General features: G+C 36.1%; 11 protein-coding genes and 2 pseudogenes. 3 read left to right on the plus strand and 10 right to left on the minus strand.

Going from position 1 to position 14,159, the window contains the following annotated elements; all coding sequences use genetic code 11:
* From F6K22_RS12090 to F6K22_RS12105, 5 genes and pseudogenes are all read right to left on the minus strand, one after another.
* Nucleotides 1-308 (minus strand): annotated as a pseudogene (locus F6K22_RS12090) (calcium-binding protein); the annotation flags it as partial.
* A gap of 36 nt (nt 309-344) precedes the next feature.
* A pseudogene (locus F6K22_RS41955) lies at nt 345-392 on the minus strand (hypothetical protein); the annotation flags it as partial.
* A gap of 3 nt (nt 393-395) precedes the next feature.
* Nucleotides 396-641: a hypothetical protein gene (locus F6K22_RS12095; RefSeq protein WP_293097578.1), complete on the minus strand. Its 246-nt coding sequence runs from the start codon at nt 639-641 to the stop codon at nt 396-398.
* A 557-nt stretch (nt 642-1,198) separates the two neighbouring features.
* Complete coding sequence (locus F6K22_RS12100; RefSeq protein WP_293097581.1) at nt 1,199-2,023, minus strand: squalene/phytoene synthase family protein; 825 nt, start codon at nt 2,021-2,023, stop codon at nt 1,199-1,201.
* 474 nt (nt 2,024-2,497) lie between these two features.
* Complete coding sequence (locus F6K22_RS12105; RefSeq protein WP_293097583.1) at nt 2,498-3,460, minus strand: hypothetical protein; 963 nt, start codon at nt 3,458-3,460, stop codon at nt 2,498-2,500.
* A 463-nt stretch (nt 3,461-3,923) separates the two neighbouring features.
* Between F6K22_RS12105 and pstS the strand changes: the two genes are divergently transcribed.
* Nucleotides 3,924-4,961 carry a phosphate ABC transporter substrate-binding protein PstS gene (pstS, locus tag F6K22_RS12110; protein ID WP_293097586.1) on the plus strand — a complete coding sequence of 346 codons (1,038 nt, stop codon included), beginning with the start codon at nt 3,924-3,926 and terminating at the stop codon, nt 4,959-4,961.
* A 150-nt stretch (nt 4,962-5,111) separates the two neighbouring features.
* Here pstS and F6K22_RS12115 read toward each other — a convergent pair whose 3' ends face one another.
* Entirely contained in the window at nt 5,112-5,279 is a 168-nt protein-coding gene (locus F6K22_RS12115) for a hypothetical protein (RefSeq protein WP_293097588.1), read from the minus strand.
* A gap of 306 nt (nt 5,280-5,585) precedes the next feature.
* Here F6K22_RS12115 and F6K22_RS12120 point away from each other — a divergent pair, with 306 nt between their 5' ends.
* Nucleotides 5,586-5,957 (plus strand): DUF2237 family protein, encoded by a 372-nt coding sequence (locus F6K22_RS12120; protein ID WP_293097591.1) that lies wholly within the window; start codon nt 5,586-5,588, stop codon nt 5,955-5,957.
* A 483-nt stretch (nt 5,958-6,440) separates the two neighbouring features.
* Here F6K22_RS12120 and F6K22_RS12125 read toward each other — a convergent pair whose 3' ends face one another.
* The 3 genes from F6K22_RS12125 to F6K22_RS12135 all read right to left on the minus strand — a co-directional run bounded on the left by F6K22_RS12125 (nt 6,441) and on the right by F6K22_RS12135 (nt 10,035).
* Nucleotides 6,441-7,121 (minus strand): DUF1295 domain-containing protein, encoded by a 681-nt coding sequence (locus tag F6K22_RS12125; RefSeq protein ID WP_293097594.1) that lies wholly within the window; start codon nt 7,119-7,121, stop codon nt 6,441-6,443.
* 775 nt (nt 7,122-7,896) lie between these two features.
* Nucleotides 7,897-9,297, minus strand: a complete 1,401-nt coding sequence (locus F6K22_RS12130) for a serine/threonine-protein kinase (RefSeq protein ID WP_293097597.1) — start codon at nt 9,295-9,297, stop codon at nt 7,897-7,899.
* A 588-nt stretch (nt 9,298-9,885) separates the two neighbouring features.
* The gene (locus F6K22_RS12135; RefSeq protein ID WP_293097600.1) at nt 9,886-10,035 is read right to left on the minus strand and encodes a hypothetical protein; all 150 of its coding nucleotides are present in this window, start codon (nt 10,033-10,035) and stop codon (nt 9,886-9,888) included.
* Nucleotides 10,036-11,008: 973 nt separating this feature from the next.
* Between F6K22_RS12135 and F6K22_RS12140 the strand changes: the two genes are divergently transcribed.
* Nucleotides 11,009-12,355, plus strand: coding sequence for an aromatic ring-hydroxylating oxygenase subunit alpha (locus F6K22_RS12140; RefSeq protein WP_293097603.1), 1,347 nt, complete (start codon nt 11,009-11,011; stop codon nt 12,353-12,355).
* A 258-nt stretch (nt 12,356-12,613) separates the two neighbouring features.
* On the opposite strand, the gene F6K22_RS12145 is transcribed toward F6K22_RS12140, so the two are convergent.
* Nucleotides 12,614-14,104: a dihydroorotase gene (locus tag F6K22_RS12145; protein ID WP_293097606.1), complete on the minus strand. Its 1,491-nt coding sequence runs from the start codon at nt 14,102-14,104 to the stop codon at nt 12,614-12,616.
* Nucleotides 14,105-14,159: the final 55 nt, after the last annotated feature.

Here is a 14,159-nt window from a genome sequence, read left to right on the forward strand (position 1 = left end):
GGTGATGGCAACAACTGAATAAAACTTTGCCCCGCATAAAGATAGTAATAGACAAAATACCCAACTGTAAGGCCAACATAGCCGTAGTAGAGCCATTGCTGCTTCCGGTTGCCGATCCCATCCCAATAAGAATATTCGGCATCTATATCAATACAAGAGCTTTGACAGGCAACACAAGCACTCAATTCTTTATCATCAGGACTTACTGTGCGACACATGGATTGGGTAATGGGTTTGCGATCGCCTTTGTGAGCGGTGCTGTTGAGTAGTGCTCTTGGTTGTGCATAAATCTTTTCTACGGGAGCCATCGGGCAAATATACTGACACCAAACCTTACCACCATAGAGGAAACCGACCGTTAGTGCTGCAATAATGGTGAGTGTTAAAAACAAACCTCAAACCAAACGATCGGAGTTGACGAAAAGAATGCGGTTACACAACCCTAGAAAAAAAAGGGCAAATTGTAGGGAAAGATGATTCCGAGCTAGCCATGAATTTTTGGCGACTTTGACCAATTCCTTGCGTACTTTCCCCGTTCTCGGATTGACGCGGGTGCGTTTACGTTCCCATCGCCAGACACGAGGAATTTGTGAAATAAAGGATAGGGGACAAATTCGTCGCCAAAATTCGTGTCCTAACACAAGCAAAATGAAAATAGAAGAAGGCACGATAAGGCTCCAAAAAATACAGGCTCCCATCGCATAGGGTATCTCTTCAATACATTTTCCTTGTACCAGGACGCAGTTTTCTATATTGAGTCTGAAAGGACTTAGTGCATTGGAAGGTTCTGTTAGCTGAGTGGATAGTGGATCGTAGAATAGTGAAATAATTAGGAGACACCAACCCAGTGTAAGTCCCCATCGTACTCGATGGATTTTGATTTCAGAAATATTACCTAGCATCGCTAAAATTTTTTTTCTCGAAATATTTTGGTTTTAGCACTTAAGCATTTTTTATTGGTACTAGAAAACTGATATGGGGGTTGTATCCAACTTAGCTAAGAGCAATGTTAATTGGCCGGAATTGACAATCCTACTCTACAGAAACTTCCTACCTTACCGAAAAATAAAGGTATAAAGCCTTCTATTTCAAGAGAAAAAAAGTGCTCTTGAATTTCCTTATATTCAATTTGGTTACGGTTTTCCTTGAGGTAATTATCCATTATCCATTATCCATTAATGAAAGACACTAAAGAATATTAAGCAGAATTATTGCAACGGGAAATTAATTCCATCACTTCCGAACGAGTTAGTTTTTCTTGCCCCATTGTCAGAATATCGAGAGTCGCATGAGCAAGGGTGAGAGGAATTTGACAAAAATTTCGCGCTGGTCCCGAAGGGAGAGAGTTAGTATAAGAATCAGCCAATAAAAGATTACGTTGAGCATAAACTTGCATATCTTTGGCAGTCCAACCATGAGGAAAAAAATCTACGCCCCTAACTAAATCTTCTGAATGGTTACGGAGAATATTTACCGCCTGTAGACCACGGCCAAATCCAATCGCCTGAGTACGATTAGTCTGAGTATTATCATACCAACTCCATAAATCAGAAAGTAATAAACCTACTGCACCAGCCACACTAAAAGTATAACGATCTAAATCTGATTCACTATGGATTGTCCAATTATTTTCTGCCCAATAAGCCATCCGGTCTGCCATTGCTGCTGTTACATCCCAAATCCTAGGTGCTATAGTATCTGAAGCCAGTATTGCCCATTCTCCTACTCTTTTTGTTACTTCTGGTATATGACTAATATTAAGGTCTAACTTCTCTGAAAAGTTAAGGAAACTGGAGTGGTCAACTGCTTCCTGTAAAACAAGACTAATCTTTCGTAACAATTTTGCCTTTGTGAAGTTATCTAGATCTGGATGATCCTCAATTTCATCAATGGCACGCATACAAAGATAAGCCGATGCCACTGCCTCTTTTAGGCCAGATGGTAATTGACTAATAGGGATATAAAAAGTTCGGCTAGTTTCTTTTAGTATCTCTAAGGCATCTTTATCTTTGGATATATTCATCTATATAAACTCCTCACGGCCATTTTTAGTTTAGGGTATCAGTTTTAATGCTCCACTCTGAATTATTGGGGCATTATGAAAACTTAATAAGCATAAACTGCCAGTCTACTATAACTCTATTGACAGTCCCTGGACTTAGGATTTTCAAGTTTTATCCTAAAATGAGAATTTAATCATAATGTCTAAAAAAAATTAGGGGTAGGGAATATGTCCGGGGTAGGGACGTTGCATGCAACGTCCGTAGGGATGAGTTAATTCATGAGTAGGAACAGGAACAAGTGGTGTTTGGGGTATTTATAATTCATATCTTGAGTACAGTTCGCCCAAATATCTTAATTCATAGTTTGATTCACCAACGCCAAAAATTAATAGTTCCTAGAGTTCAACCTAGGAACTATATTTTGTAATATCAAATAATTTAAACTACTTAAATATGTAAAAATACCGGGTTTCTTTGCGTAAGTTCTGTTGGTATTACTTGTTAATCATTTGTTCTAACACCGGCAGTCCAAAAGCAATAATAATACTAACTCCTAAACCTACAAATGCTTTTAAAGCATCACTGAAAATAATCTTACCTGCATCCTTAATTTCACGATTTTGCAAATTGTGAACTATTGCTACCTCTCTTCCAGCTAAAAGACCTATAAAGACCCAAGTTGTACTCATCGGCATTTTGCTCCATTCTTTGAAGAATAACAAGATTAATCCGTAAATAAAATCTACAATTGTTGCTGAACGAATATCTTGAGTATTTGTTTTACTGGTAACTAGATGTTGAATTGCACCACCATTTCTGTAGAAGATAACAGCGTGTAAAAGTAGCATTACAAACATTGAAAAAAATAGCATTGAAGCATCAAGATTTCGTGGCAGATATGCAAATATATTTGCCAAGTCTTGAATCAGCCATTGACTCCACAAAAATGCTGTTGATACCCACTGCAAAGCTACCCACTGAATAGGTGGTTCTTTGTAAGGTGTATTCAGAAATTTATTTTCTAAACCTTTTGTGACAAACTTATAAATAAGTATACCTGTGATAAAAGCTAGAACATATCCAAACAATGATTTAGTTAGCATACTGGTAAGATTCCCAGGAGCAAACACTGTGAGAATTAGAAAAGTAGTACTAACAGGAATTCCCCAATTTGTTAAAAACAAAAGTACAAGAGGAGGAACTACATAAATCCAGCTAAAATTTTCAGGAAGAGGAAACTTTTCTAAACGTCCATAAGCTACATCTCCACCATTCACACTCCAGCCATAGAAAAAAACTGCCAATAACACAGAGCAAGCAAATAGCCAAAGTACCCACCAAGGGCGCTTAGAGTTAGAACTTAAAAATGTACCGAGGGTTTGAATTGCATCGTTAGCGACAATTGAATATGATGCTAGTAGAAACCCAATCAACATAAATATATATTGACTATTCATGTATCCAAGATATCCTCAAATATTTAAAAATGAATTATAATAATTATAGTTTAGCTGATGAGATTATTTATTTTCAGACCTATTAGTTTTAGTTTAAGCCTAAAATATTTTGAGCCAGCTTAATAGGAAATATACAACAAAGCTTTTAGATCAAAGTTAACAGTAGATTAAATTTTCGGGAATGTTATCTAATTAAATATTGTCTATACAAATTATCTAAAAGTTCATAACTATAGCATTTCTCAGACTAATGAGGTACACCTATCTTTATTTCTATTCTATTCCCTCTATACCTGTTCCCAGTTAAGTGTTCCCTAAAACAAACTAATGCGCGTACTTTACGCTTCTTGGGAAATGCTGTATAAATATTTAGTAAGAAAAAAAAGTATAATTTCTTAAAGCTGCTATCCTCGGTAATATTTAGAAATTTACAAGACATTTAGATTTTTCAGGAGGCTAAGATATGGCATTGTTAAAAACTGTTTGGCAAAATGCCTTAACAGTAACATTTGGAGTAGTCACTCTTTGTGTTGGTACTGTTGGTGAAGCGATCGCTCAAACTCTTCAAGGTGCAGGAGCATCATTTCCAGCTCCTTTATATGAGCTTTACTTTCAACAACTCAAAGAAGATACTGGAATTACAGTAAATTACAATTCAGTGGGTAGTGGTAAAGGTATTGAAAGCTTTATTGCAAATACTGTTGATTTTGCTGCTACCGATGCACTACCTGTAGAAGCAGAAATAGAGCAAATGCCAAAAGGGGTTGTTATGATACCAACAGCAGGAGGTGCTGTCGCAGTAGTTTATAATCTGCCAGGAGTTAATGAACTCAAACTATCTCAGTCAGTGTTACCAGATATCTTCGCAGGTAAAATTAAGAAATGGAACGATGGCAGGATAGCTAAACATAATCGAGGAGTTGACCTACCAGACTTACCTATTAAAACTGTGGTGCGAGCTGATGGAAGTGGTACAACGTTTATTTTCTCTAGACATCTGAGTGCGGCAAGTCCAATATTTAGTCGAGAAGTAGGTGCAAGTAGAAAACCTGAATGGCCAGGAGAACCCCTAGAAGGTAACAAAAATGATGGGGTAGCTGTTTTAGTGAAAGAAAATGAAGGTGCGATCGGTTATGTACAGGATACTTTTGCCCGTCAAAACAAGCTTTCAAAAGCAATGGTAGAAAACTTACAGGGTGAGTTTGTCAAACCCACTCTCGAAGAAACAAATAAAGCATTATCGGGACTCAGATTTGATCGAGATTTTATTCCTGCTAACGAAGCTAACCCTGATAATGGATATCCTATTGTTAGCGTTACCTGGCTGTTAATTAAGCAAAATTATGATAATTCAGATCGAGTAACTGCAGTTAAGAAAATGATCGGTTGGATTTTAAGTCAAGGTCAAAATTTGAACAGTACCCTTGAGTATACTCGTGTTCCAGAGAGTATAGCTCCAAAAATACTTGATAAAGTTGAAAATCAAGTTATAACTAAATAATCAGACTATATCTATAGGTGCAAGGAAACTGGTATCAAGAGAGGGAAAAAAAGAGTAACATACCATTTCTCAAAAATCTTGCTATACCTGATTGGGTGGGGAAGTGTGGGGAGTGTGGGAGGTGGGGGGAGAGGTAAAAGCAGGAATAATTTACACTAACCGACTAATAATTGTCAAAAACAGACTTTGAATCTTGGTAAATATTTGACTATTGAAGTATAGCTGAAGTATAGCATTACTTTTGGCAATTGGTATCAGTACCTTGAGAAACTCTATATCTATAATCTGGGGTAGGCTGAGAAATATTTCTAATATCATGTCCGGATGAACAGTTATAAATAATTGGGGAGTCCTCAGTATTAACTATCTAATTATACCGATGCTACCGGATTTGATATTACTAATTGAAATGGTAGACAAATAAATTGCAGCTAAGGAAACAATAGTCGTGATTTTTTTTAGCATAGCATTTTAGCCATGTAAATATAAGTAAAAATAGGAAAAAAAAGTGGCGATCGCCTAGAAACAAAACTGATGAAAATAATATTATTTGACAGGGAAAATAATCAAGTTAATCTCTGGTAAACTAAAAAAATAAACTATATCCAGAGGGATTATTTTCAAATGACAGAAGCATTAAATGTACTGGGCGAAAAACTAGAAATTTGCTGCACTTCTCCTATTACTGGATTTTATCGAGATGGATTTTGTAAAACTGGAGTATCCGATGTTGGTTCCCATGTTGTTTGTGCAGAAGTAACAGCAGATTTTTTAGAATTTACTAAACGTCGTGGTAACGACTTAAGTACACCAAGACCTGAATATTCATTTCCTGGTTTAAAACCTGGCTATCGCTGGTGTTTGTGTGTATCCCGTTGGAAAGAAGCGCTTGACTCTGGAGTTGCACCACCAGTGGTTTTGTCTGCAACTCATCAAAAAGCATTGGAGGTTGTACCTTTAGAGGTTTTGCAGGAACATTCACTTGTAATTAATTAAATGTGATTAATATAATCTCCAGTTATTAATAATATCGCTCCCCCAAAAGGAGCGATGCTATTGGTAAAACACTAATTTTACCTCGTAGTTGCGCTTCAGCGCTAGACATATATTTGGCACTAAAGCGCAACTACAAACAAAGACTTTTTTATAACTAATTGTTGGAAGATGGTATAATACCATGTCCGGATAAGAGCGTGATGAAAACACTTTTTTCCCTATCTCCTGTCTCCTGTCTCCTGTCTCCTGTCTCCTGCCTAATTATTTATAACTGTTCAACCGGACATGATATAACAGGAAATAGGAAAGATACTCAGGATTAAGAACGTTCCATGAAAGGTCTCTACAATATTTTATCTCCAATCCGGTAGTATTAGTACAATTCAAAACCGTAGGGGTTTGGTCACCAAACCCCTACCAAAGTTATAGTTTTTGTCAATATTGATGGTAGAACCTTATTCTTCAAAGCAAGCGGATTTGATATTATCTAATCAGTTGAATATCTTTTTCTTCACTAACTTTTTTAGCTTCTTGGTTGAGAGAATTATCACCCCATAGTTGAGGGATAATTAAACCTGAATTAGCCTTATATTCTGCAAATTCTGGGTAACGAGATAGAGACTTATCTTTTTTCAGCATATTGGGAATAAATACTCCAGCAAAAAATCCTCCTATAATTAAATAAGGTAGCCAATGTTGGGCTAACATTGCAAAGGAAATATAGATAAATACTTCTCCTAAATAGTTTGTATTTCGGCAACGTGCAAAGAATCCTTCTGTGATTAATCCTGACTTATATCTGAGAGTATAATATTTTTGAGCATCGCTAGTGTAGTGGAAGAAAATACCAAAAATATTCAGAGAAATAGCAGCAGCTACTAAAGGTATTGGAGGTTCAGTTCCACTGCTAATTAAAATGTAGGGAGCTACCCAATATAAGCCTATGATTACGAACATCACAATACCTTGTGCAACAGGTATTTCTTCTTCCCATTGTTTGTCTGGATAGATACGGTCTTTTAGTAGCCATAAAATTCCATAAATACCATGTAGAGCTAGATAAACCCAAGGACCTAAAGTAAAGTTTTGGTAGGCTACCATTAGTGCTAATATAAATATGAAGGTGGTAGCCTTATGTAGATTAATTGGATGTTTGATTTTCATAATGATCGATTGTTATACTCTCAACAAACTTTACTTTTATTATAAGTTAGGAAAAGGGAAAAAGGAAGAAGGAGTAAATGTTGAATAAAAAAAGGCAAAAATGATAGAGATATAGCAGTAGGTTTTTTGGTGTTTGACAAAAATCTGGGTTTACAGCGGTTTTCCTGCAGGGTAGACCACAGTAGGAACGTTGCATGCAACTTCCCTACAAGGTTTGGGTTATGGCGATGTGGTTCATCAACTTGAAAAGCGCTGTAAAGGCAATAGGCAACAGGGAGATTTCCTAAGGTCTTAAGCTTAAATTGGAGCAGCTCTTTTTAAGCATCTGCGATCGAGATGTACCTTGTTGTAACATTCTTTTTTCAAAATGGTATTATACCAATTACCAAAAGTAATACTATACTTCAGCTATACTTCAACAGTTAAATAATTACCAAGATTCCAAGTCTTTTTTTGACAATTATTAGTCAGTTAGTATATATTTTTCCTACTTTTAACCTCTCCCGTACGGACGTTGCATGCAACGTCCCTACTACTTCCCACACTTCCCCACCCGATCGGGTATAGCATTCTTTTTGAGAAATGGTATTTAGATGGTATTTACAGGAGTTTCTTACTCTCTAGAAGTACATATATTTATGGTTTTAGGGAATAGGGGACATGCAAAAAATATTTATTCAATTGATTGAACCACATTAACCACCAAATATGCTGTATTAATAAAAAAATCTAGTAACTCTCAGCCCTGTTCCTTTTTCCCTAATTCCAAATTAATTTATCCAGCAATAATAGCAGCAATAACAAAGAAAAATAATATTGCTAAAATTCCAAGAATTACGATACTAGAAATTAATAATAAAGATATAATCGCCCACACTCTCTGATGTTTTTTAAATTCAGAAATACTTTTCCATTGCCGACTTTTCCAAGCCCACTCATTTCCTTTAAAACCTAAAACTATTCCTGTCAGTAACCATCCCATGCCAAAAGTGACAAAACTTAAATCAATCCAAGCGATTAATCCTACCCAAACATGATTAGTTAGACACCAAAAACCAGGCAAGAAAAATCCTCCCCAACTCCAACCAAGAATTTCTTCTGGTATCTCATTAGAATTATGAATAATATTCCCTGGTTCTCGAATAGCAACTAAGGCTGTTTTTGTCTCAATTCCTTGATTTTTTTCCTCAACTTTACTAATTTTAGTTGGTGCAATAATTTCTGGAGTTGGAGGTTGTAATTGTTCTAATACTTCCTCTGCTGACTGGAAGCGATCGCCAGGAATAGGAGCCAACATTCTATTTAAAATTCCCTCAAACTTCGGACTTAATTTTAATTCCTGACTCCATTGCCACTCCATTGTTTTTGCATTAATTAATTCCGAGGGAAATTTACCAGTCATTAATACTAAACAAGTCACTGCCAAAGCATATAAATCGCTATGAGGCGCAACAATTCCTAAGCGCATTTGTTCATCAGGAGCATAACCAAATTTACCTAATTTAGTACCAGCAGAAACAACATTTTTTGAATTATCTGCTTTGTGGGAAACTTCAGCAGCAATTTGTTTTACTCCACCCAAATCTATCAAAACTGGCAACCCATCATCCGCCCGATAAATAATATTATCAGGAGCAATATCTCGATGAATAATTCCTTGACCATGTAAATAACTTAAAACTGGTAAAATTTGACGCAGAAAGTCAGTTATTTCAACTTCGCTAAAAAAATTACCTTGTTTTCGACGTTGATTTAGTAAAGATTCTAATGTTTGCCCTTCAATAAAATCTTGCACCAAAAATAAACATTTATTTTCTCGAATAAATTCCCAGAAACGGGGAATTTGAGGATGATTAATTTGATGTAATGTCATTGCTTCCCGTTGGAAAAGTTCTTCGGCTTTTTGAATAAATTCTGTACCTTGATTTCCGGGAGTTAATTGTTTTAAAACTACTGCTTGCTCGAATCTTCCTGTATCTTCTGCCAAGTAAGTTTTACCAAATCCACCTTGACCTATTTGGCGAATAATTATGTAGCGATTTCTTAATTGACTTCCTGGTTTTAATTCCGTAGGTGCTGTTTGAGAGGGTTTTATTTCCTCTAGAGAAGCACCACAATTAGAGCAAAAACGAGAGGCAATAGTATTTTTATGTCTGCAATTTGTACAAGTAATCATATTTGTTAAGTTGAAGAAAGAAGAAAGAGAGAAGAAGGAAGAAGATTAACTAAATTTTTTGACATAAATCGCAACTTTAGTATTAAATTTCAGTCTTACTTTCTTGAGAGCAGTTTTGATGATTAGTATACCACAGTAGGGGCTAACCATGCTTAGTCCCTACAAGGTTTTGGTTGTGACGTGAGGTCATGTATTTGAAAAGGGGTTTCAATAATTAATAATTACCTCTTCTTCTCTTCTTATTTTGGGTAAGTTCAGCAGAACGGGTCAATTGGTCTGGCAATGGATAATTACCAATATTATATAGTAATTCCCAAAAAGCGTGAGGTACAAAATTCCTTTGTTCCGCGGGAGTAGGTAGGGATGTTGCATGCAACGTCTGTAGAGAGTAGTAATTCCGGAAACAGGGAATAGGGGTGCGACCCCGCGGGGTGCGACAGACGCACCTGTTAGCGCACCAAGAGAGAAAAGAAAAAAACAACAATGAGGAAGATAAGTTAATGTGGTTTTAGATTAACTTTTAATTCTTCCTCAATTTTTCAATTTTGATTCCTTCTTCAAAGACAATGACTTAAGCTTAATTATTACTTATTTATGCTCTTGCTTTAGTGCTTCTTCTAACATCTTTGACCGGATTAAAGTACGTTGTTGATAGAGTGAATATAATAATAATTCTTGTTGTTTAATCTGTTCTTGTGTCTCTTGATAAAGTAATTGCCAATCATGTTCTACTGACATATTAAATCCTCCTTTTTTAGTTATAAAATGTGAATTGAAGTTTCAATTAAAACTCGCATTTAATGACACAGTCAACCAAAGGAAATAACTGTTTATAATTAGGCATAAACTTGAGTATTTCTAATATAAAAACCTCCTAATTCCTGATATAAAAATTGTTATAAGTAATCTTTTTAGTATTGAATTTTACTCAGCTACCAGCCATTGTTTAACTCTCATATGTAAATCTTTTTACTAAAATATTAATCAAGTTTTATAGTTTTGCCAAGGTAGGTATAGCCGTTTATGAAATTAGAGAAATCCGTACTGAATATACTGTAATATTTGGTCAAAAATCAAGCAAACTTTCACTTTTGAGGAGTCAGTTCTGGGAACAGTAAGAATAGTTTATGACAACTTATTTGTTTTATTATATAAATCTTCCATCTGATTCCCATAATTTAGCAAAGGAAGCGATTTAAATTTTATAATCCAAATATTAAGGATAAAAATTAATAATCTTACCATTATAAAGAGTAATATGATCTATATTTTTCTATATGCCTGAAGTCTGACTAACGCTTTTATTTGCTAGTAAATACTAACCCATTGGTTTTGAGATACAAATTCATTTTCCGTTATAAATTGACAATTAAGTGGATAGAAAATGGATGCTTTTATTAAAGCATAAAGAGTTGAATAAACATTATATACAGAGTAGTTAATAATATTAAAATCAGTAGTGTGTCTATATATTTTTTTTCCTGATATTTGTAATTTTAAATAACAGTTGTAATCTTTGAAGTAGGCATCAGCAAACAGCCCTCTGAAGTCCGCTTTCGGGCTGAAGCTCTACTACGAGCTTTGATTATAACTATTTCAAAAACATGATACCCATTACATCTCTATTTTCGGGCTTCAGCCCTACTACGAGCTTTAATTTAACCAAAGATAATAGTAAGATATATTTGCAACCTATCTAATCAAGAATCAAATGACTACCAGAAATTTCACCAGAGATGAAATGGAAACAGTGCAGGAAATATTGCAAACTGATAGCCGACCTGTGCCACCTGTACTCAAACAAGAATCTATCAAAAATCTGGGAACCGCTGATATCCCCAGAGAAATATTCTTTTCCCCCGAATATCATAACTTAGAAGTAGAAAAGTTGTGGAAAAAAGTCTGGCAGTGGGCTTGTCGAGAAGAAAATATTCCCAATGTGGGCGATTATGTCGTATACGATATAGCCGACTTTTCCGTGATTGTTGTTCGGAGTAAAGCTGATAAAATTCAGGCATTCTACAATTCTTGTTTGCACCGTGGAACCCAGTTATGTGTTAACGAGGGAAATACTTTAGCTTTAAAATGCCCCTTTCATGGTTGGACATGGAAACTGGATGGTACCCTAGCTCATATTCCTTGTCGTTGGGATTTTGAACAAGTAGAAGATGAAGCTTTTCGGTTGCCTGAAATTAAGGTGGCAACTTGGCAGGGTTTTGTCTTTATTAACTTTGACCCAGACTGTGAGTCTCTGGAGAGTTACTTAGAAAATATACCCGAACATTTCCAACAGTTTGCTTTACAGGAAAGATTTACAGCAGCTCACGTTGCTAAAGTGATGCCTGCTAACTGGAAAGTAGCACTAGAAGCTTTTTTAGAATCTTATCATATAATGGCAACACATCCACAAATTCTCAAATTCACTGGAGATGCTAATTCGCAAAATGACATTTATGATCGTCATAATCGGGGAATTCTATCGTTGGCAGTCCAAAGTCCCCATCTAGGTAAGCCACTACAGCCACAAGCTCCTGCTACAGCTCTAATAGAATTTATCAAAATTGACCCAGAAATATTACAGATTTCTGAGGAAATGAACCCCCGTGCTTATGCAGCAGAAGTGACTCGGCAAGTATTTAAACAACATTTAGAGGTTGACTGCTCTGCTGTTTCTGATACAGAGATGCTTGATGCAATTTCTTACTTGATTTTTCCAAATTTTCTAGCCTGGCCTGGTGTGGGTCAATCGTTGCAGTTTCGGTTTAGACCTTATGGTAATGATCCTGATTGTTGTATTATGGAAGTGCTAATCTTACAACCTTGTACATCGGGAGTTACCCCACCAGCAGCTAAAATTCATTGGCTGACATCTGAGGAAAACTGGAGTGATGCACCAGAATTGAGACAATCAGGGCCAGTGCTAGATCAAGATGCTTCTAACTTACTCCTGCTGCAAAAAGGTTTGAAGGCGTCTGCTAAACCAGGTATTACTCTAAGTAACTATCAAGAATCTCGCATCCGTCACTTTCATCAGGTATTGGATAAATATTTGAGCTAATATCAAGCTCGTAGTTGGGCTGAAGCCCTCCCATTTTCGGGCTAAAGCCCAACTACAAACAAAAACTTTATAATACCCATACTCCTGGACTGACACAGTTAAAATATTGCAATAAGCGTAGGTTGGGTAGAACAAAGTGAAACCCAACGAAGCATTATTGTTGTTGGGTTTCCTACGTCAACCCAACCTACATTTTTAGGCGTGTAAGTCTACTACTAGATTAATTGAGGAAAGTTAAAGACTGATAACTGATAACTATTAACTGTTAACTGTTTTCCCATAGGGTCGCGACAAATATTTTCCTTGAGGCGACCCTAAAACTTCTCCTTTGTCATAAATCAAATTTCCCCGCAAAAATGTACTTTTCACTTTTCCAGTCAACTCCATTCCTTCAAATGGTGTATAACCCTGTTGCGACTCTGACTCACTCGCACGCACAACAAAAGTTTCATTGGGGTCGAAAAGTACCAAGTCTGCATCATACCCTACAGCAATATCCCCTTTTTCTAACAAACCATAACGTTGTGCAGGATTCCATGACAATAACTCAGCCATATGATTTTCAGACATTCCTCTTTTTTTGCCTTCGCTGAAAACTCCAGATAATAAATATTCCGTACCGCCAAAACCAGATTTTGCTAACCAAATATTCTCCGGGTCTTGACTGCTAGCTTTTTTCTCCGCCGAACAACAAGCATGATCGCTAACTATCCAATCAATTTGTCGATTTAAGACTGCTTGCCATAAATATTCTACATCTTCACGGGAACGAATTGGTGGATTTACTTTCGCCCATTTGCCTGTAGGTGCATCCACATCTAATAATAAATGTCCGACAGTCACTTCTCGGCGAAAGTTGATATGAGGAAATGTTGTTTGCATCATTAATGCTGCTTCCACTGCTTTCTGGGAACTCAGATGTAATAAATTAATATTGACACAATTGGTTTCATAAGCTAAATAGGAAGCAATAACAATTGCTAATGCTTCCGAATGGGGAGGACGAGCAGCACTATAAGCTTTGAGACCAGTGAGAGAATTATCATTTTGCACGATTTTTGTATAAGCATTGAGAATATCAGCAATTTCACAATGTAAACTTAAACTAATATAATCCTGCATTTCTGGGTAAGTTTCCCGTAATTTAGTTAACCCCCGCATAATAAATTCAAAATGAGCAAAATCGTATCTTTCTGATTTATCAATCATCAAAAATAGGTTTTGTTGGTCTGACATTCCGTGCAAACCATAGCCTCCATAAAACATAAATATTTTGAATGATGGCACCCCATATTCCTCAAATAAAAATTGTAATTCATCAATATGACTGCTGCTAATAGGAGCGAGATGGTAACCGTAGTCTACATAAAAATTACCTTCTGAAAGCTTCAATGCTTCAGGAAAAAAATCTTTGTAAGCACCACCTCGGTTCAGATAATATTGCCCGGTACGAATATAAGTTAAACCTGTTGTCACTCCACCCATAGCAGCAGCTTTTGTTTCTGTAATAGCGTCTTGAGGTAGAGGTTGATAAATACCAATGTGTTGATGGGAGTCTACTAACCCAGGAAAACCTAATAATTCTTTGGCATCAAATACCTCATTACCTAATTCTGCGTTAATTTCTGGGGCGATGTGAGCAAACTTGCCATTTTTAATTCCTAAGTCGAGGCGATCGCTCGAATTATGATTTGGACGCACCACTCGTACATTTTTAATAACTAAATCAAAATCTAAAGTTTCTGACATTATCTATTTCCAAAAATTTAAGTAGGTAGACAAAATTATTTGTATATTTGCCGTG

The organism is Okeania sp. SIO2F4 (assembly GCF_010672385.1).
GTDB lineage: Bacteria > Cyanobacteriota > Cyanobacteriia > Cyanobacteriales > Microcoleaceae > Trichodesmium.